This is a genomic window from Pseudomonas sp. FG35, assembly GCF_057809295.1.
Genome location: NZ_JBMDJR010000007.1, coordinates 43,856 through 63,071 on the forward strand (window position 1 = coordinate 43,856; position 19,216 = coordinate 63,071).

20 protein-coding genes and 4 tRNA genes are annotated in these 19,216 nt (G+C 61.0%); 12 read left to right on the forward strand and 12 right to left on the reverse strand.

Annotated features, from left to right (window positions below; all coding sequences use genetic code 11):
* The first annotated feature begins 1 nt into the window (after position 1).
* The 3 genes from ACODTD_RS15245 to yacG are packed head-to-tail and all read left to right on the forward strand — an operon-like array spanning position 2 to position 1,691.
* The gene (locus tag ACODTD_RS15245) at positions 2 to 874 is read left to right on the forward strand and encodes a prepilin peptidase (RefSeq protein WP_011335981.1); all 873 of its coding nucleotides are present in this window, start codon (positions 2 to 4) and stop codon (positions 872 to 874) included.
* Entirely contained in the window at positions 871 to 1,494 is a 624-nt protein-coding gene (coaE, locus tag ACODTD_RS15250) for a dephospho-CoA kinase (RefSeq protein WP_011335982.1), read from the forward strand. Before ACODTD_RS15245 ends, coaE begins: the two co-directional genes overlap by 4 nt.
* Entirely contained in the window at positions 1,491 to 1,691 is a 201-nt protein-coding gene (gene yacG / locus ACODTD_RS15255) for a DNA gyrase inhibitor YacG (protein ID WP_011335983.1), read from the forward strand. Before coaE ends, yacG begins: the two co-directional genes overlap by 4 nt.
* Positions 1,692 to 1,697: 6 nt before the next feature.
* On the opposite strand, the gene ACODTD_RS15260 is transcribed toward yacG, so the two are convergent.
* The 3 genes from ACODTD_RS15260 to ACODTD_RS15270 form a co-directional block, all read right to left on the reverse strand.
* Complete coding sequence (locus ACODTD_RS15260) at positions 1,698 to 1,913, reverse strand: hypothetical protein (protein ID WP_007959584.1); 216 nt, start codon at positions 1,911 to 1,913, stop codon at positions 1,698 to 1,700.
* A 65-nt stretch (positions 1,914 to 1,978) separates the two neighbouring features.
* Positions 1,979 to 2,668, reverse strand: a complete 690-nt coding sequence (locus ACODTD_RS15265; RefSeq protein WP_011335984.1) for an energy-coupling factor ABC transporter permease — start codon at positions 2,666 to 2,668, stop codon at positions 1,979 to 1,981.
* The gene (locus ACODTD_RS15270) at positions 2,665 to 3,132 is read right to left on the reverse strand and encodes a hypothetical protein (RefSeq protein WP_011335985.1); all 468 of its coding nucleotides are present in this window, start codon (positions 3,130 to 3,132) and stop codon (positions 2,665 to 2,667) included. The genes ACODTD_RS15265 and ACODTD_RS15270 overlap by 4 nt, the downstream gene beginning before the upstream one ends.
* 130 nt (positions 3,133 to 3,262) lie before the next feature.
* Between ACODTD_RS15270 and ACODTD_RS15275 the strand changes: the two genes are divergently transcribed.
* The 5 genes from ACODTD_RS15275 (at position 3,263) to ACODTD_RS15295 (ending at position 6,618) form a co-directional block, all read left to right on the forward strand.
* Positions 3,263 to 3,889, forward strand: coding sequence for a DUF1780 domain-containing protein (locus ACODTD_RS15275; protein WP_007959580.1), 627 nt, complete (start codon positions 3,263 to 3,265; stop codon positions 3,887 to 3,889).
* Positions 3,886 to 4,413: an MOSC domain-containing protein gene (locus ACODTD_RS15280; protein ID WP_011335986.1), complete on the forward strand. Its 528-nt coding sequence runs from the start codon at positions 3,886 to 3,888 to the stop codon at positions 4,411 to 4,413. Before ACODTD_RS15275 ends, ACODTD_RS15280 begins: the two co-directional genes overlap by 4 nt.
* A 51-nt stretch (positions 4,414 to 4,464) precedes the next feature.
* Entirely contained in the window at positions 4,465 to 4,638 is a 174-nt protein-coding gene (locus ACODTD_RS15285; protein WP_003228304.1) for a DUF3094 family protein, read from the forward strand.
* Between the two features lie 63 nt (positions 4,639 to 4,701).
* A complete protein-coding gene (locus tag ACODTD_RS15290; protein WP_011335987.1) occupies positions 4,702 to 6,000 on the forward strand; it encodes an NAD(P)/FAD-dependent oxidoreductase in 1,299 nt (432 codons plus the stop codon).
* 210 nt (positions 6,001 to 6,210) lie between these two features.
* Positions 6,211 to 6,618, forward strand: coding sequence for an HvfA family oxazolone/thioamide-modified RiPP metallophore (locus ACODTD_RS15295; RefSeq protein ID WP_007959573.1), 408 nt, complete (start codon positions 6,211 to 6,213; stop codon positions 6,616 to 6,618).
* Positions 6,619 to 6,691: 73 nt separating this feature from the next.
* Here the strand turns inward: ACODTD_RS15295 and ACODTD_RS15300 are convergent, their stop codons facing one another.
* From ACODTD_RS15300 to rluD, 8 genes are all read right to left on the reverse strand, one after another.
* Positions 6,692 to 8,317, reverse strand: a complete 1,626-nt coding sequence (locus ACODTD_RS15300) for a methyl-accepting chemotaxis protein (RefSeq protein WP_201820511.1) — start codon at positions 8,315 to 8,317, stop codon at positions 6,692 to 6,694.
* Between the two features lie 160 nt (positions 8,318 to 8,477).
* Positions 8,478 to 8,554 (reverse strand) — tRNA-Pro (locus ACODTD_RS15305).
* A gap of 96 nt (positions 8,555 to 8,650) precedes the next feature.
* A tRNA-Lys gene (locus ACODTD_RS15310) sits at positions 8,651 to 8,726 on the reverse strand.
* A 5-nt stretch (positions 8,727 to 8,731) separates the two neighbouring features.
* Positions 8,732 to 8,808, reverse strand: a tRNA-Pro gene (locus tag ACODTD_RS15315).
* A 9-nt stretch (positions 8,809 to 8,817) separates the two neighbouring features.
* A tRNA-Asn gene (locus ACODTD_RS15320) sits at positions 8,818 to 8,893 on the reverse strand.
* A 298-nt stretch (positions 8,894 to 9,191) separates the two neighbouring features.
* Positions 9,192 to 11,756, reverse strand: coding sequence for an ATP-dependent chaperone ClpB (gene clpB, locus ACODTD_RS15325; protein ID WP_489104981.1), 2,565 nt, complete (start codon positions 11,754 to 11,756; stop codon positions 9,192 to 9,194).
* A 130-nt stretch (positions 11,757 to 11,886) separates the two neighbouring features.
* Positions 11,887 to 12,609, reverse strand: a complete 723-nt coding sequence (gene pgeF, locus ACODTD_RS15330) for a peptidoglycan editing factor PgeF (RefSeq protein ID WP_489104982.1) — start codon at positions 12,607 to 12,609, stop codon at positions 11,887 to 11,889.
* Entirely contained in the window at positions 12,606 to 13,568 is a 963-nt protein-coding gene (gene rluD, locus ACODTD_RS15335; RefSeq protein ID WP_011335991.1) for a 23S rRNA pseudouridine(1911/1915/1917) synthase RluD, read from the reverse strand. Before rluD ends, pgeF begins: the two co-directional genes overlap by 4 nt.
* 152 nt (positions 13,569 to 13,720) lie before the next feature.
* On the opposite strand from rluD, the gene ACODTD_RS15340 reads away from it, so the two are divergent.
* From ACODTD_RS15340 to ACODTD_RS15355, 4 genes are all read left to right on the forward strand, one after another.
* Positions 13,721 to 14,737, forward strand: coding sequence for an outer membrane protein assembly factor BamD (locus ACODTD_RS15340; protein ID WP_007959566.1), 1,017 nt, complete (start codon positions 13,721 to 13,723; stop codon positions 14,735 to 14,737).
* A gap of 125 nt (positions 14,738 to 14,862) precedes the next feature.
* On the forward strand, positions 14,863 to 15,096 hold the full coding sequence (locus ACODTD_RS15345) for a PP0621 family protein (RefSeq protein ID WP_011335992.1): 234 nt from the start codon (positions 14,863 to 14,865) through the stop codon (positions 15,094 to 15,096).
* Positions 15,086 to 16,675 (forward strand): ATP-binding protein, encoded by a 1,590-nt coding sequence (locus tag ACODTD_RS15350; RefSeq protein WP_011335993.1) that lies wholly within the window; start codon positions 15,086 to 15,088, stop codon positions 16,673 to 16,675. The genes ACODTD_RS15345 and ACODTD_RS15350 overlap by 11 nt, the downstream gene beginning before the upstream one ends.
* Positions 16,672 to 18,018 carry a sigma-54-dependent transcriptional regulator gene (locus ACODTD_RS15355; protein WP_011335994.1) on the forward strand — a complete coding sequence of 449 codons (1,347 nt, stop codon included), beginning with the start codon at positions 16,672 to 16,674 and terminating at the stop codon, positions 18,016 to 18,018. The genes ACODTD_RS15350 and ACODTD_RS15355 overlap by 4 nt, the downstream gene beginning before the upstream one ends.
* A gap of 49 nt (positions 18,019 to 18,067) precedes the next feature.
* On the opposite strand, the gene thiO is transcribed toward ACODTD_RS15355, so the two are convergent.
* A complete protein-coding gene (thiO, locus tag ACODTD_RS15360) occupies positions 18,068 to 19,168 on the reverse strand; it encodes a glycine oxidase ThiO (RefSeq protein ID WP_011335995.1) in 1,101 nt (366 codons plus the stop codon).
* Positions 19,169 to 19,216: the final 48 nt, after the last annotated feature.

Consider the following 19,216-nt stretch of genomic DNA (forward strand, 5'->3'; position numbering starts at 1 on the left):
CATGCCTATCGACGAACTCTTCAGCCTGTATCCGCTGGCCTTTGTCTTCACCGCCCTGCTGCTGGGGCTGGTGGTCGGCAGTTTCCTCAACGTGTTGATCTGGCGCCTGCCGAAAATGCTCGAGCGTGAATGGCGCCAGCAGGCTCACGATGTTTTGGGGCTGCCCGGTGAAGCACCGTTACCCACTTACAACCTGATGCTGCCGCACTCCCAATGCCCGCACTGTGGCCACCGGATCCGGGCCTGGGAAAACATTCCCGTGTTGAGTTACGTGTTTCTGCGCGGGCGCTGTTCAAGTTGCAGCGCACCGATCAGCAAGCGTTACCCGCTGACCGAACTGGCCTGCGGCCTGCTCTCGGCGTTCATCGCCTGGCACCTGGGTTTCGGCTGGCCGGCGTGCCTGCTGATCGTGCTGACCTGGGGCCTGTTGGCCATGAGCCTGATCGACACCGAACATCAATTGTTGCCCGACGTGCTGGTGCTGCCGCTGCTGTGGCTGGGGCTGATCGTCAACAGCTTCGAGCTGTTCGTGCCGCTGCACGATGCCCTGTGGGGCGCGGTGCTTGGGTACATGGCGCTGTGGTCGGTGTTCTGGCTGTTCAAACTGATCACCGGCAAGGACGGCATCGGTCACGGCGATTTCAAGCTGCTGGCGCTGCTCGGGGCCTGGGGCGGCTGGCAGATTCTGCCGCTGACCATCCTGCTGTCTTCGCTGGTGGGCGCCGTGCTCGGGGTGATTTTGCTCAAGCTGCGCGACCAGAAAACCTCGACGCCGATCCCCTTCGGCCCGTATCTGGCGATTGCCGGCTGGATTGCCTTGCTCTGGGGTGGTCAAATAACCGGCTTCTATTGGCAGTTTGTCGGTTTGAAATGAATACCCCTGTGGAAAAACCCTGGATTCTCGGCCTGACCGGCGGCATCGGCAGCGGCAAAAGCGCCGCCGCCCAGCACTTCATCGATCTTGGTATCCACGTGGTGGACGCTGATCACGCGGCGCGCTGGGTGGTCGAACCGGGCCGTCCGGCGCTGGCGAAGATCGCCGAACACTTCGGCCCCGACGTGTTGCAGGCCGACGGCACGCTGGATCGTGCAGCCCTGCGCAAACTGATCTTCGAGGTGCCGGAGCAACGGCGCTGGCTCGAAGCCTTATTGCATCCGTTGATCGCCGAAGAAATCGCCCATCACCTGGCGCTGGCAAAATCGCCTTATGCGATTCTGGTTTCGCCGCTGCTGATCGAATCCGGGCAATACGCGATGACCCAGCGAATTCTGGTAATCGACGCACCGCAACAACTGCAGATCGAACGCACCTTGCAGCGTGACCAGACCAGCGAACAGCAGGTCCAGGCGATCCTCAAAGCCCAGTCCAGCCGCGAAGACCGCATCAGCCGTGCCGACGATGTGGTGGTCAACGACCGCGACCTCGCTTGGCTGCACAGCGAGGTCGAGCGCCTGCATCACTTTTACCTGACTTTATCCGGAGGCCAATCATGAGCCAGACCCCAACCGTCAACTGCCCGACTTGCGGCGCGCCCGTGGAATTCACCCCGGAGAACAAATACCGTCCGTTCTGCTCGGACCGCTGCAAACTCATCGACCTCGGCGCCTGGGCGTCGGAAGAACACAAGATTCCGGTGGCCCCGGATGCCGAGGACGAACTGTTTTCCGGCGACTTCGACCCGCGTCACTGATCGCGCTCAGGGCCGCATGAAGCCGTAGTCCTGATCGTCGTCGAGGTTTTCCGCCAGAAAGCGCAACTCGTCGGCCAGGTCTTCGGCGTTGCGCACCGCCTTGCTCTGCTGCACCACCGCACTGAGCAAGGCGCGCAGGCTCAGGCCCGGATCGAACCCCACCTCCTGCGCCATCTCCAGACTCTGCCGGGTTTCCTGCCTCGCCCACTCGTACACGCTCATGCCGCTGCTCCTGAAGGGATTTGGCCGAGCATGAAATGCCGCGCGCAGAGTGGATTTGATGTGGATCAAGACTTGGGATCGTCGTCCTTCCACGGCGCCGAAAGGTAGCGGGTGCGGTTGAAGGTCTCCAGCCATTCCGGGCAGAACACCACCAACGCGCTGACCACCATGCCGTTGATGAAGGCTTCGGGAAATATCAGCAGCCACAGGTAACCGATGAAATCTTCCAGCCATTCCGGCATGGCAAAGAGGCCGTCGTACCAGAGCAAGGTCAGGCTCAGCGTCAGGCAGAACAACGCCGACAGCGCCGCGGCGAAAAAACCGGAACAGAAGATGTACACGAACGGATTGCGCGGCTGGGCGCGCTCGACCAGGATCGCCACGCACTCGGTGATCAGCACCGGCAACAGGATCAGCAAGGCGCCGTTGACCCCGACAGCCACCAGATCCTGACGCCCCAACAGCACCAGTCCCAGTTGCGCCACCAGTCCGCCGACGATCGCCAGCGGCCAGTCCAGCAGCAGCGTCACTGCCGTCATGCCAATGAAGTGGTAAGACACGCCGGTATCGAAATCCCTGCGTACCAGCCACAGCAGAAACAACGCGAACACCGTGCCGAACAGCAAGTGCTGACGGCGGCTGTCGCTGAACAGTTCGACCCACGGTGCGCGGCAGATCGCCCAAATCACCACTGGCAAGTAAACCAGCCACCCCAGTAGCAGGCTTGCGGACGACAGCAACTCGGCGCCGATCATGGGCGCGCCTGCTCCAGCGCCTCGCGCAGTTCCGCCACCTGGGTGTATTCGTGCCGGGCCAGCAAGCGCCCGTCCTTGAGCTGCAACCAGAGCACCGCACCTTCGGCCCCGGGGTAGCGAGAGGCCACGCGACTTTCGCGATCAAGCAGCACTCGATAGCTGTAGTCACGCATCGCCGGAACGGCGAACATCTTCGCGATCAGCGCCGGCATGCGCTGGATATCGGCGACAAACACCGCATGCCGCGCCTCCAGATAGCCCTTGGGCTGATCCGCCATGGCTTGCTTGAACAGTTTCGCGCCGTCCATGTCGCGCGCCACCAACAGCGTCGTAGTGGAGTTATCGAGAGTGAACGACTTATCGTACTGATCCAGCAGCGTCCAGGGTGCCAGCCGCTCGCCGATTTCCAGCGCATGGGCCCACAGCGGAACGACAGCGAACAACAACAGCCAGCGAAATTTCACATTCAGCCCCTTTCATTCGACGTTGATACACGGTGCCATCAGTCTACACCGCCCCTCCGGACTGCCTACTGATGCACTTTGCCGCGCGAACGCTTTCTGCTTGTCGCAATTGAACGCTAAGCTTGGGCCTATGGATGACTCAGATTATTTACGCCTGCTGACCATCGCGGCCGAGCAAGCCAACGCCTTTCTGTCCAATGCCCGCAAATGGGAGCGTGAGCGTTGGGTCTGCCAGCGCCTGCTGCAAGGCTTGAACATTCCTTATCGCGCCGACGAATTCGCCCCGGCCGGTGAGCCGCCGGACGTGCTGTTTCGCGACGCCAATTTCGAGGTGTTTTTCGTCCTCGACGAAGGTCGTCGGCTGAACGACGAATGGCGCGATGAGCTGCAACGTCGGCGCAGTGCGTTTTCCCTCAGCCAACTGGTGCGGCGTGAAGCCAAGCCGCGGCGGATTCCGGCCAATGAATTTCTGCTGAGACTGGCGCCGACCTTGCGCAAGAAAGCGCACAACTACAAGGAACGCGGCATGGATCTCGGCGAGCTGGACATCATTGCCTTCGCCAGCCTCAAGCGCGAAGTGCTCGACCTCAATAGCCACTTTCCGCCGCCCACCGAATACCTGCGTCAGGGCTGGCGCTCGTTGTCGCTGGTCGGGCCGACCTTTGCACGGGTGCTGTTCGCCCATCCCGACGCGCCGGACTTCCTGCGCGGCAATCTGGGGCGCAGTATCGTGTTCGATGTAGGGATCAGCCTGTGACGCCACTTCAACAATTGATCGCCGATGTTCCGCAGACCGGAAGCGTGCGCTGGATTGGCGTGCGCCCCGAATCACGGGGGCCGATGCTCGCGCTCGACGCCGTGGAAGCGCGGCTGGAAGCCGGGCTCACCGGCGACCACGCGCGGACCGGTGTGCGCAATGCGCGGCAGGTGACGCTGATTCAGTGGGAACATCTGGCCGTGATCAGCGGCCTGATGGGCCGGTCGGCCGAACAACCGGTCACGCCTGAAGATCTGCGGCGCAATCTCGTTATAAGCGGGATCAACCTGTTCAGCCTCAAGGGGCGGCGCTTTCGCATTGGTCAGGCAATTTTCGAAACCACAGGCTGGTGCCAGCCGTGTGCGCGTCTGCAAAACAACCTTGGCCCCGGAACGTTCCAGGCCGTGCGCGGGCATGGCGGAATCACCGCGCGAGTGTTACAAAGCGGGATCATTCGCCTCGGGGACAGTGTGTCTGTCGAACCGGTCCCGGACAGTGGCTATGCTGCGTTCAATCCCGGTTGAAAACCGCTGTAGCGTGTTCTCATTCAGTAACGTCTACCTGACGAGGCCTTTATGACCAGCCGCCTGAACCCCGAAGACCAGAAGCATGTCGAAGAGTACCTGCAGTTGTCCCAACACCGTGTCGAGCGCCGGCCATTCCGGCCGTGGATGCTCCTGGTGCTGGTGCTGGCAGTGACCATTGGTCTGGGCCTGTTGAGCCGTTTAATCAGTTACCTGACGCTATGAGCTGCATCGCGCTCGCTCGGGTAGCTGCACCGATTTCCTTTCAAAACCTTGCGAGCTATCCCTATGTCCCATCGTATTGTCATTGTCGGCGGCGGCGCCGGCGGTCTGGAGTTGGCTACCCGTCTGGGTAAGACCCTGGGCAAACGCGGCACCGCCAGCATCATGCTGGTCGACGCGAACCTCACGCACATCTGGAAACCGCTGCTGCACGAAGTGGCCGCCGGATCGCTGAACTCCTCCGAAGACGAACTCAACTATGTCGCCCAGGCCAAATGGAACCACTTCGAGTTTCAGCTGGGGCGCATGAGCGGGCTCGATCGTGAGCAGAAGAAGATCCAGCTGGCCGCCACCTACGACGAAAACGGCGTTGAGCTGGTGCCGGCGCGAGAAGTGCCCTATGACTCGCTGGTGATCGCGGTCGGCAGCACCACCAACGACTTCGGCACCCAAGGCGCCGCGCAACACTGCCTGTTCCTCGACACCCGCAAGCAGGCCGAGCGTTTCCACCAGCAACTGCTCAATCACTATCTGCGCGCTCACGCCGGGCAGACCGATGCGGTCCAGCAGATCAGCGTGGCCATCGTCGGCGCCGGCGCCACGGGCGTCGAACTGGCGGCAGAACTGCACAACGCCGCTCATGAGCTGGCCGCCTACGGTCTGGACCGGATCAAACCGGAAAACATGCACATCACCCTGATCGAAGCCGGGCCACGGGTGCTGCCAGCACTGCCTGAACGTATCAGCGGGCCGGTGCACAAGACTCTGGAGAAACTCGGGGTCAACGTGATGACCAACGCTTCGGTCAGCCAGGTCACCGCTGACAGCCTGATCACCGCCGATGGCAACGAGATCAAGGCCAGCCTGAAAGTCTGGGCCGCCGGGATCCGCGCGCCAGCGTTCCTCAAGGACATCGACGGGCTGGAAACCAACCGCATCAACCAGTTGCAAGTGCTGCCGACGCTGCAAACCACCCGCGATGAAAATATTTTCGCCTTCGGTGACTGCGCCGCCTGCCCGCAACCGGGCTCCGATCGCAACGTTCCACCACGGGCCCAGGCTGCGCACCAACAGGCGTCGCTGCTGGCCAAATCGCTGAAACTGCGGATCGAAGGCAAAACCTTGCCGGAGTACAAGTACACCGACTACGGCTCGCTGATTTCGCTGTCGCGTTTTTCGGCTGTGGGTAACTTGATGGGTAACCTGACCGGCAGCGTGATGCTCGAAGGCTGGCTGGCGCGGATGTTTTACGTGTCGCTGTACCGCATGCACCAGATGGCGCTGTACGGGCCGTTCCGCACGGCGATGCTGATGCTCGGCAGCAAGATCGGACGCGGCACCGAGCCGCGCCTGAAGCTGCACTGATGTAAAAACACCGTGGGGGCGGGCTCGCCCTCACGGTGTTTTGTTTTCTACTGTATCTGCCCCAGCTTTCCCCACCTTCGCTTACAAACGCCCCGCTCCTCGACACAGACGCGATACACCGCCACCGCTTAATGGCCACACCCGAGCACACCTGCTCCGGCTTGATCGCCCTTAACGTGTGGTTGCGCTGTGCAACCGAAGGAGAATGCAATGTCCCGTACTTCGAAAATCGGCAAAAACTCCCTTGGCCTGGTCGGTGCCGTACTGGCTGGCGGCCTGATGCTGTCCGGCTCGGTATTCGCCGCGCAACCGCTGGCCCAGGGCTACATGGTCGCTTCGGCCGAGACCTCGGTGAAAACCCCGGAAGGCAAATGCGGTGAAGGCAAATGCGGCGATGCGTCGATGGCCAAGACCGACACCGATGGCGACGGCAAGGTTTCGCGCGCCGAGTTTCTGAAAGTTGCTCCGAAGTCCGACTTCGACAAGATCGACACCAACCACGACGGTTTCATCGACGAGCAAGAGGCGTACAACAACGTCAAAGCCAACTTCGAAGCCAACGGCAAGAAAATGCCCAAAGGTCTGTTCGAACACCTGAAAGACCAGGACGGTGCCTGATTTCTCAGCCTGCCCGATAAAACAAAGCCGCGCTTTCTCTGACGAGAAGCGCGGCTTTTTCACGCCTGCACGATTACAGCTGGAAGCGTCGCACCATGCCTTGCAGGGCGTTGGCCAGTTGCGACAGTTCATGGCTCGACGCGTTGGTTTGATCGGCACCCGCCGCCGAGCGCACCGACAGATCGCGTATGTTCACCAGATTGCGATCCACTTCCCGCGCCACCTGCGCCTGTTCTTCGGCGGCGCTGGCGATCACCAGATTGCGCTCGTGGATTTCGTTTACCGAGGCCGTGATCGTCTGCAACGCTTCACCGGCCCGCTCCGCCAGCACCAGCGTAGTGGCCGCCCGCGAGGCACTGGCCTGCATCGACTCCAGCGCCAGGCTCGAACCGTTGCGCATGCCCTGCACCATCTGCTCGATTTCCTGGGTCGATTGCTGAGTGCGATAAGCCAGCGCCCGGACTTCATCGGCGACCACCGCAAACCCGCGTCCGCTCTCCCCGGCCCGCGCGGCTTCGATGGCGGCGTTGAGTGCCAGCAGGTTGGTCTGTTCGGCGATCGCCCGGATCACATCCAGCACTTTGCCGATGTCTTGCGACTGATTGGCCAGCGATTGCACCAACTCACCAGTGTGCTCGACTTCACTGGCCAGGGCGTTGATGGCGCCAGCAGTTTCACTGACCCGCTCCTGGCCCAACTGCGCCGACTCGCTGGACTGGCGGGTGGCGTCGGACGTCGACACCGCATTGCGAGCGACTTCCTCCACCGCTGTGGTCATCTCGTTGACCGCGGTGGCGGCTTGTTCGATTTCGTTGTTCTGCTGCTGCAGCCCTTGCGTGCTGTCGTGGGTCACCGCGCTCAGTTCGTCGGAAGCGGTCGCCAGTTGCGTGGCCGAGCCACTGATGCCCTGCAGGGTTTCGCGCAGGTTCTGCTGCATGGTCGCCAACGCCTTGAGCAGACGGCTGACCTCATCGTTGCCGTGAGTTTCGATCGGACGGGTCAGATCGCCTCTGGCGACGTGCTCAGCGGCGTCGACGGCGGCGCTCAGGGGGCGGACGATGCTGCGGGTCAGCAACATGGCCAAGGCGACGGTGGCCAGCGCCGCCAAAGCAATGAACAAGCTCACGATAGTGCGCGAGGTTTCGTAGTGGGCGGCAGAGTTCTGGCTTTCAGCGGCGACCTGACGGGCGAACAGGTCTGCCAGGTCATTGAGTTGTTTACCGGAGCCGTCGACCACGGTTTTCATGTCGACCAGCAGCAGCTTGGTCAGCTCGTCACGCTTGCCTTGCTCGGCGAGAGTGAATGACTGAGCGATCCCGGTACGGTAGGCGGCGAAGGTTTTCTTGAACTGATCGTACAACTGCTGACCTTCCGGGGTCGTCACCAGCCGGTCGTAAGCGGCGATTTTCTCGCTCAGTTCCTTGTCGCGGGTGTCCATCTGGCTCCGGTACGTGGCGATGTTGGCCGGATCCTGATCCAGCGCCATGCGCAGGGAGATGGTGCGAATGCGCAGCATGATCTCGCGAATCTCGTCACCGCCGCGAATGCTCGGCAGCCATTGCGTCTCCACTGCCACTTCGCTGTCGCGGATGCTCGACATCTGCCCCAGCGCAAACACCCCCAGCAATGCCACCAGCACCGCGATCAGGGCGAAGCCCAAGGCGGCACGGGGAGCAATATTCAACTGACGAAGCAACATGACGAACGCCCTTTTTCTTGTATTGGCAGAATTCAGGGGCGCTTGATGCGGCAGGCCCCTTTCGTTAGCGGGCTATCGGCAAGTTGTATGACGACTTGAATGAAACATTTCCGCAGGGCAAAAAAAATCCCCGTATCTTTCGATACGAGGATTTTTAATATGGTCGGGGTAGGGGGATTCGAACTCCCGACATCCTGCTCCCAAAGCAGGCGCGCTACCGGACTGCGCTATACCCCGGTAAAAAAAGGCGACCTTTCAAAGATCGCCTTCTTCGATCAGCGCTTTTGGCCTCTGATCTTAAGATTCGATCCCAGTGTTACCTGGTTTCAAAAATGGTGGGTCGTGTGGGATTCGAACCTACGACCAATTGGTTAAAAGCCAACTGCTCTACCAACTGAGCTAACGACCCAAAAATGGTCGGGGTAAGGGGATTCGAACTCCTGACATCCTGCTCCCAAAGCAGGCGCGCTACCGGACTGCGCTATACCCCGGTTTGAAATTGGCTCCGTGACCAGGACTCGAACCTGGGACCCAATGATTAACAGTCATTTGCTCTACCGACTGAGCTATCACGGAACTACATATTTCAATTTACAACGGTGAAACTTGCAGCTTTTAGACATCGTTTTCGCATCGCTGCGTTCGTGTGTCTGAGGCGCGCTATTCTACAACCTAGAACACCTCTGTCAACCCCCTAAATTGCTTTCAAGTTAATGATTTGCAACTTATTTCAGTTTTCTGCTCAGTGAGCTGAAACCGTGTTGGTGACTGACTGCGGGGCGCACTTTACAAGCCTTTTCCTTTGAGTTCAACAGCCTGGCGAAAAAAAAGGCCTCGCAGTGCGAGGCCTTCCTTACTTCACCACCGGCAGGTGTCAGTTGAACGTGATCTCGTCGTTCTGCACCACACCGGTTGCGGTCTCGCCCGGCATGAAGCGTCCCGACAGGATCAACTGCGCCAACGGGTTCTCGATCCAGCGCTGGATCGCCCGCTTCAGCGGCCGTGCGCCATAGACCGGGTCGTAACCGACGGCAATCAGCTTGTCCATTGCCTCAGGGCTCAGTTCCAGCTTCAGCTCGCGCTCGGCCAGACGGCTGCGCAGACGGCCCAGCTGGATCTCGGTGATGCCCGCGATCTGATCCCGCGCCAATGGCTCGAAAATTACCACTTCGTCGACCCGGTTGATGAACTCCGGACGGAAGTGGGTGGAAATCGCATCCATCACCGCTGCTCGTTGCGCTTCACGATCACCGACCAGTTCCTGGATCTGCATCGAACCGAGGTTGGAGGTCATGACGATCACGGTATTGCGGAAGTCCACCGTGCGGCCATGGCTGTCGGTCAGACGACCATCCTCCAACACTTGCAGCAGGATGTTGAACACGTCCGGATGCGCCTTCTCGACTTCGTCCAGCAGGATCACCGAGTAAGGCTTGCGCCGTACCGCTTCGGTCAGGTAACCACCCTCTTCGTAGCCGACGTAGCCCGGTGGTGCCCCGATCAACCGTGCCACGGAATGTTTCTCCATGAACTCGGACATGTCGATTCGCACCATCGCCTCTTCCGTATCGAAGAGGAATTCGGCCAGCGCCTTGCACAGCTCGGTTTTACCGACACCGGTCGGGCCGAGGAACATGAACGAACCGCTCGGGCGGTTCGGGTCGGACAACCCGGCGCGCGAACGCCGGACCGCGTTGGCTACTGCCACCACCGCTTCGTCCTGGCCGATCACGCGTTGGTGCAGCAGGCTTTCCATCTTCATCAGCTTGTCGCGTTCGCCTTCGAGCATTTTCGACACCGGAATACCGGTCCACTTCGAAACGACTTCGGCGATTTCCTCTTCGGTCACTTTGCTGCGCAGCAACTGGTTTTCGCTCTTGCCGTGCTGGTCGACCATTTGCAGGCTGCGTTCCAGATCCGGGATCACCCCATACTGCAACTCGGCCATGCGGTTCAGATCACCTTTACGGCGCGCGGCTTCCAGCTCCTGACGGGACTGTTCGATCTTCTGCTGAATCTGTGCAGAACCCTGGACCTCGGCTTTTTCCGAGTTCCAGATTTCTTCCAGATCCGAGTACTCACGTTCGTGGCGATCGATTTCTTCCTGGAGTTTCTCCAGACGTTTCTTCGCCGCGTCATCGCTCTCTTTCTTCAGCGCCTGGGATTCAACTTTCAACTGAATCAGGCGCCGCTCCAGACGATCCAGCACTTCCGGCTTGGAGTCGATCTCCATGCGGATGCGGCTGGCCGCTTCGTCGATCAGGTCGATCGCCTTGTCCGGCAGCTGTCGGTCAGTGATGTAGCGATGGCTGAGCTTGGCCGCCGCGATGATCGCGCCGTCGGTAATCGCCACCTTGTGGTGAACCTCGTAACGCTCCTTGAGGCCACGCAGGATCGCGATGGTGTCTTCTTCGCTCGGCTCGTCTACCAGCACTTTCTGGAAGCGTCGCTCGAGGGCCGCGTCCTTCTCTATATATTGGCGGTACTCGTTGAGCGTGGTCGCGCCGACGCAATGCAGCTCACCACGGGCCAGGGCCGGTTTGAGCATATTGCCGGCGTCCATCGAGCCTTCGCCCTTGCCGGCGCCGACCATGGTGTGCAGTTCGTCGATGAACAGAATGATCTGCCCTTCCTGCTTCGACAATTCGTTGAGCAGCGCTTTCAGGCGCTCTTCAAACTCGCCGCGATACTTGGCACCGGCAATCAGCGCACCCATATCGAGGGACAGCAGACGTTTGCCGCGCAGGCCATCCGGCACTTCACCATTGATGATGCGTTGCGCGAGACCTTCGGCAATCGCGGTTTTACCCACGCCAGGCTCGCCGATCAGCACGGGGTTGTTCTTGGTGCGGCGTTGCAGCACCTGAATGGTGCGACGGATCTCGTCGTCACGGCCGATCACCGGGTCAAGCTTGCCTTCTTCGGCGCGTTTGGTCAGGTCGACGGTGTACTTATCCAGTGCCTGACGCGACTCTTCGTGGTTGGCGTCGTTGACCGCCTCGCCACCGCGCAGGTTGTTGATTGCATTTTCCAGAGCCTTTTTGCTCACGCCCTGGCCGAGCAGCAACTTCCCGAGCTTGCTGTTCTCGTCCATCGCGGCGAGCAGCACCAGCTCGCTGGAAATGAACTGATCGCCCTTCTGCTGGGCCAGACGATCGGCCTGGTTGAGCAGACGCGCCAGATCCTGCGACATGTTGACGTCGCCGGTCGGATTCTGGATTTTCGGTAATTGATCGAGCTCTTTGGTCAGCTCTTTACGCAAGCTGTTGACGTCGAAGCCCACCTGCATCAACAGGGGTTTGATCGAACCACCCTGCTGTTCAAGCATGGCCTGCATCAAATGCGCCGGCTCGATGGCAGGATGATCGTGGCCAACAGCCAGGGATTGGGCATCGGACAAAGCCAACTGCAATTTGCTGGTTAAACGGTCTATACGCATGGGTCACCTTCCTTTTGAGCAGGCCGGACCTAAAAAACCATCCTGAATAAAGAAACCTGCCAGATACCGCTATAGATGCGGTCGATTCTGGAAGATTCAAGCGTCCGGGAGTTGATGCAGATCAGAGAGTTTAGCGGGTAAGCCAGACTAAAGAGGCGAAGCGACCAGTGCGAGGCGCACGGCGATAGGAAAAGAAGCGCGGATCGGTCACTGTACAGAAACCGCCACCATAAACAGCGGTGACACCGCAGACCGCCAGACGCAGCCGCGCCAGCTTATAGATGTCGGCCATGAACTTGCCGGCGTTGTGGCTCGGGACAAAGGCTGTCTCGGCCTCGGGCAATTGATTGATGAAGACTTCCCGGACTTCCGGACCGACTTCGAAGGCTTGCGGGCCGATGGCCGGGCCGAGCCAGACCAGAACGTCTTCGGCGGGCACATCCAGACTGTCGAGGGAGGCTTCCAGCACGCCGGCCGCCAATCCACGCCAACCGGCATGAGCCGCTGCCACGCGAGTACCGGCACGGTCGCAGAACAGTGCCGGCAGACAATCGGCGGTCATCGCTGCACAAGCGATACCGGGTGTTGCCGTCCAACTGGCATCCGCCGTGGCCACCACGGACGGATCAGCATGCGCCACGGCAATCCCGTGCACTTGCTGCAGCCAGGCAGGCTTTATAGAGAAGTGTTCGGTCAGACGCCGACGGTTTTCGGCAACAGCCTCCGGGCGGTCATCGACATGATCGCCCAGGTTGAGGCTGTCGAACGGCGCCTCGCTGACGCCGCCCCCGCGGGTGGTGACACAGGCCTTGACGCTGGCCGGCGCGGGCCAGTCCGGCGTCAGCCAGTTCATCCGACGAATGCCTCGCGATCCTGCTTGAGCAGGGTCAGCAGCCACACCAGATCTTCCGGCAGCGGCGATTCCCAGCTCATGCGCTCACCGGTGGTCGGGTGATCCAGCTCAAGGAACCGCGCATGCAGGGCCTGACGGGGGAAGTGCTTGAGGGATTCGACCATGGTCTGGCTCGCGGCCGGGGGAATGCGGAAACGACCGCCGTATGCCGGGTCGCCGACCAACGGGAAGTTGATGTGCGCCATGTGCACGCGAATCTGGTGGGTACGACCGGTTTCCAGCTTCACCCGAACGTGGGTGTGGGAACGGAAACGCTCCAGCACGCGGTAGTGGCTGACGGCAGGCTTGCCGCCTTCCATCACCGCCATGCGCTGGCGCTGCTGGCCGTGGCGGCCGATCGGGGCGTTGATCTTGCCGCCGGCGGTCACCACGCCGATCACGATGCACTCGTAGATCCGGCTGACGCTACGGCTCTGCAGCTGGGCGACCAGCTTGGTCTGCGCCTGAATGGTCTTGGCCACCACCATCAGACCGGTGGTGTCCTTGTCCAGACGATGCACGATACCGGCGCGCGGGACATTGATGATGTCCGGCACGTGGTGCAGCAAGGCGTTGAGCAAGGTGCCATCAGCGTGACCGGCAGCCGGGTGCACCACCAGACCCGCAGGCTTGTTGATCACCAGAATGTCGTCGTCTTCATAGACGATGTCGAGTTCGATGTCCTGAGCGACCCATTCACCCTGGGCCTCCTGCTCGGCAGTGAGCTCAAGGATGGCACCGCCATGAACAATGTCGCGCGGGCGGATGACCGCCCCGTCCACAGTCAGGCGACCTTCTTTGATCCAGGCGGAAAGGCGCGAGCGCGAGTGCTCGGCGAAGAGTTGGGCGGCGACTTGATCGAGGCGTTGGCCGCCCAATTCGGACGGCACCTCTGCGCGAAGTTCAATTTTATCGGACATGCTCGGACTGGGCGTCGGCTACAGCCTTTGGTTTCGGCTGCGCGCTTGTGGTTAAATACGGCGTCTTTTGCCCCGGGGCTTTTCAACGGGGCGCTCATCATAACAGGACGGCCCCGCCCAAGACAGCGGCCGTCATAGGGACGCAAGCCGCCATGCAAGTGAAACACCTGCTGCTGATCGCCATCCTCGCATTGACCGCTGCTTGCTCATCGAAGGAAGTCGTAGACGAAAACCTGAGTGAAGCCGAGCTGTACCAGCAGGCTCAACAGGACCTGGACAACAACAGCTACACCAGCGCCACAGCCAAGCTGAAGGCTCTGGAGTCGCGTTACCCGTTCGGTCGCTATGCCGATCAGGCGCAGCTGGAACTGATCTATGCCAACTACAAGAACGCCGAGCCGGAAGCTGCAAAATCCGCTGCCGAGCGTTTCATTCGTCTGCACCCGCAGCACCCGAACGTCGATTACGCCTACTACCTGAAGGGCCTGACCTCGTTCGACCAAGACGTCGGCCTGCTGGCGCGCTTCCTGCCGCTGGACATGACCAAGCGTGACCCGGGTGCCGCCCGCGACTCCTACAATGAGTTCGCCCAGCTGACCAGCCGCTACCCGAACAGCCGCTACGCGCCGGACGCCAAGCAGCGCATGATCTATCTGCGCAACCTGCTGGCCGCCTACGAAATCCACGTGGCCGACTACTACCTGACCCGTCAGGCCTATGTCGCCGCTGCCAACCGTGGTCGTTATGTAGTGGAAAACTTCCAGGAAACCCCATCGGTCGGTGACGGCCTGGCGGTGATGACCGAAGCCTACCAGCGCCTGCATCTGGACGAACTGGCGGCCACCAGCCTGGAAACCCTGAAGCTCAACTACCCGAATCACCCGAGCCTGCAGGACGGTCAGTTCGTGCCTCGCGTTGCCGAAGCCGACAACCGTTCATTCCTGAGCAAGGCCACTCTGGGCCTGATCGAATCCCGTCCGCCGCTGCCGCCGGGAGAGACCCGCGCCAACCAGGACGTGCAGAAGCAGTTCCAGGACGCGAAAGACGCGATCCCGAACGAGCTCAAGCCGAAAGACGAAAACGGCGACGTGATCGAAGAGCCGGAACCAGAGTCGAGCGACAGCGACCGTTCCATCTTCAGTTACATGACCTTCGGTCTGTTCGACTGATCACTTCGGTGATGCCAAAAAGGGAGATCTTCGGATCTCCCTTTTTATTGCCGCGCGTGATTGGGCTGTGCGCTTGTCGGGTCCTTGGCTAAACTGCCGGATCATTAGCCGAAAAGCCGCCCATCATGCTTCGTTTACTGTTCTGGATTGCCTTGATCGCCGCCGCTGTCTGGTTGTGGCGCAAATTCAAGGCCCCCGCCTCGTCCAACCGATCGCCTCGCGAACAGGATGCCGCGCCGATGGTGCGCTGCGCCCACTGCGGCGTGCATCTGCCCCGCGACCGCGCGCTGAACCTTCAACAACAGTGGTATTGCAGCCAGGCTCATCTTGAGCAAGGCCCCGGCTCCAGTGATCGCTGAGGCCGACAACGCCGACAGCAAACAGGCTCAGCGACTGCTGCGCCTCTATCATCTGTACCGTTTGAGTGTCGGCATCACCCTGGTGTTGCTGATCTCCAGCAACATGGACAACCGCCTGCTGACCTCGGCCAACGACGAGTGGCTGCGCAATGGCAGCTGGTTGTACCTGGTGCTGAACATCCTGCTGGTGGTGTTTCTCGAGAACATTCGCCGCCCCGCCCAGTTGTTCGGCCTGGCACTGGTCGACATCCTGCTGCTATGCGGCGTGTTCTATGCGGCCGGCGGCGTGGCCAGCGCGATCGGCAACCTGCTGATCGTCTCGGTGGCCATCAGCAACACCTTGCTGCGACGACGTATCGGCTTGCTGATCGCCGCCATCGCCACCCTCGGCATCGTCGGGCTCAGCTTTCTGCTGAGTTTCAGCCATCCCCTGAGCGCCAACGATTATCTGCAGGCCGGCACCCTCGGCGCCCTCTGCTTCGCGGCGTCATTGCTGGTGCAAGGTTTGATGCGCCGTCTCGAAGTCAGTGAGAACCTGGCCGAACAGCGCGCCAGCGAAGTCGTGGGGCTGGAAGCCCTCAACGCATTGATCCTGCAACGCATGCGCACCGGCATTCTGGTGCTCGACGAACAACGCCGGGTGCAACTGGCCAACCACAGTGCCAGGGTCCTGCTGGGCCAAACGCATCTTGAAGGTGACTTGATCGACGAGCACTCGAGCGCATTGGTCGAACGCCTGCAACTGTGGCTGAACAACCCGACCCTGCGGCCGCAAAGCCTGAAAATTGCCGGCAACGGCCTGGAGCTGCAGCCGAGTTTCATCGCCCTGGAACAGAACCCGAACCGCCAGACCCTGGTGTTTCTTGAAGACCTCGCCCAGATAGCCCAGCAGGCCCAACAATTGAAACTGGCTGCGCTGGGCCGGCTGACCGCCGGTATCGCCCATGAAATCCGCAATCCGCTGGGGGCCATCAGTCATGCAGCGCAGCTGTTGCAGGAGTCCGAGGAACTCGACAGCGCGGATCGGCGTCTGACGCAGATCATTCAAGACCACTCCCAGCGCATGAACCGAGTCATCGAAAACGTCCTGCAACTGTCCCGCCGCCAGCAAAGCGCACCGCAACGGCTCGACCTCAAGCCGTGGCTGGAGCAGTTCGTCAACGAGAGCCGCGAACGCTCCGGCGAGCGCCAGCACATTCACCTGCACATCGGCCTGGGGGATTTCCGCACGTTGATGGATCCCGGCCAGCTCACGCAGATTCTCGACAATCTGTTACGCAACGGCTGGCGCCACAGCGCCCTTTTGCACGACCCGGCCGAGGTCTGGATGACGCTGTTCATCGACCCCGAGAGCACGCTGGCCGTGCTCGAAGTGCAGGACAACGGCCCCGGCGTGCCGCTGGATCAACAGGCTCACCTGTTCGAACCGTTTTTTACTACCAGTAGCCAGGGTACCGGCCTTGGGCTTTATCTGTCCCGTGAGCTGTGCGAAAGCAATCAAGCGCGCCTAGACTTCAAATCACGCCAAGGCGGCGGCTGCTTTCGCATCACCTTTGCTCACGGACGGAAACAAAGTTGAACACGAGCCCACGGCAAAAAATCCTCATCGTCGACGACGAGCCGGATATCCGCGAACTCCTAGAAATCACCCTGGGACGGATGAAACTCGACACCTTCAGCGCACGCAATCTCGAAGAAGCCCAGGCACTGCTGCACCGCGAGACCTTCGATCTGTGCCTGACCGACATGCGCCTGCCCGACGGCACCGGCCTGGAGTTGGTGCAGCACATTCAGCAACGTTATCCACAACTGCCGGTGGCGATGATCACCGCCTACGGCAGCCTGGAAACGGCAATCAACGCCCTGAAGGCCGGGGCATTCGACTTCCTGACCAAACCGGTGGACCTGACACGCCTGCGCGAGCTGGTCGGCTCGGCATTGCGCATGCCGGCGCCGGGCAATGTCTGCACTTCGATCGACCGGCGGTTGCTCGGCGATTCACCGCCGATGCGCAACCTGCGCAAGCAGATCGACAAACTGGCCCGCAGCCAGGCACCGGTCTACATCAGCGGCGAGTCCGGCAGCGGCAAGGAGCTGGTGGCCCGACTGATTCATGAACAGGGCCCGCGCGCCAGCCAGCCGTTCGTGCCGGTGAACTGCGGGGCGATTCCGTCTGAGTTGATGGAAAGCGAGTTCTTCGGCCACCGCAAAGGCAGTTTCAGCGGCGCGGTGGAGGATAAACCGGGGCTGTTTCAGGCGGCTCATGGCGGCACACTGTTTCTCGATGAAGTGGCGGACCTGCCACTGCCGATGCAGGTCAAGCTGCTGCGGGCGATCCAGGAAAAAGCCGTGCGCAGCGTCGGCGGCCAACAGGAAACCGTGGTCGATGTGCGCATACTCTGCGCGACGCACAAGGATCTCGATGCTGAAGTGGCTGCCGAGCGATTCCGTCAGGATCTGTATTACCGGCTGAACGTGATCGAACTGCGTGTACCGTCCCTGCGCGAACGTCGCGAGGACATCGAGGCACTGGCCGGCCACATGCTCAAGCGCCTGGCCAATGGCACCGGGCAACCGGCGGCACGCCTTCATCCCCATGCCCTCGAGGCGCTGAAAAACTACCGTTTTCCGGGCAATGTGCGGGAGCTGGAAAACGTACTCGAGCGGGCGCACACCCTGTGTGAAAACCGCACGATCGAGGCCGAGGATTTACGCCTGAGTGAAGGTAATGGCGCCGCCGAGGCCGGGATTGCCGATCTGACGCAGATCGACAACCTGGAAGACTATCTGGAAAGCGTCGAACGCAAACTGATTCTGCAGGCGCTGGAAGAAACCCGCTGGAATCGCACGGCGGCGGCGCAGCGGTTGAGTCTTTCGTTTCGGTCGATGCGCTACAGGCTCAAGAAACTGGGGCTGGATTGAACATTCAGGGGAACGCAGCCTTTGTCGGCTGCGTTTTGTTGATATGGCTTCAGATCCGTCCGGCCGGTGCATACGGCGCCGGATCAATGATCGGCGCGCGCCCCAGCATCACATCGGCAAACAACTGACAGGACGCCGGCGCCAGCACCAGCCCGTTGCGGTAATGCCCGCAGTTCAGCCATAGACCGTCAACCCCCGGAACCCGGCCAATGTAGGGAATGCCCTCGGGCGAACCCGGTCGCAGCCCGGCCCAGTGCCCCACCACTTCGGCATCGGCCAGCGCCGGCAGCAACTCGACTGCCGAGGCCTTGAGGCTTTCCAGTGCGTTGTCCGTCGGGGTCTTGTCGAAGCCTTCGTGTTCCAGCGTACTGCCGATCAGAATGTGCCCGTCACGGCGCGGAATCGCATAACGCCCCTTGGCCAGCACCATGCTCGGCAGGAAATCCGCTGCGCACTTGTACAGAATCATCTGACCCTTGACCGGTTCCACCGGCAGCGACAGGTCCAGGTTCTTGAGCAGTTCGCCGCTCCACGCCCCTGCGGTGAGAACGACCTGATCACCGGTGATCAAACCCGTGGAGGTCTGCACGCCCACCACCCGCTCGCCCTCACGGACAAACCCGCTGACTTCACACTGCTCGTGAATCGTCACATTCGGCAGTGCCTGCAACGCCGCTTTCAAAGACTTCACCAGCCGCGGATTGCGCACGTTGGCCACATCGGCCATGTAGATCGCCCGGGAAAAACCGCCTCCGAGCACCGGCACCGCATCATGCGCCGCCGAGATATCCACAGCCCGCAGCGGACGGTTTTCCCGCGCGGCCCAGGCCAGCGCTTCGGCTTCGTCATCCAGGTCCAGCCAATACAGGCCGGTGGTCTGCACTTCGGGGTCGACCCCGGTATCGGCAAAAAGGCGCTCGCCCAGCTGTGGATAAAAATCCTGCGACCAGTGCGCCAGCGCGGTGACGGCCGGGCTGTAGCGCCACGGGTACAGCGGAGACACGATACCGCCGCCGGCCCAGGACGATTCCTGGCCGACGTTCGAACGATCCAGCAGCACCACGCTGCCGACCTCGGAGGCGAGGTTGTACGCAGTGAGCAGGCCAATCACCCCGCCACCGACAATCACCACTTGCTGTTGCCTGGTCATGTTTGATCCAACCGTAAAAAGACAGTGGGCGCAAAAGGCGCCCGAAAT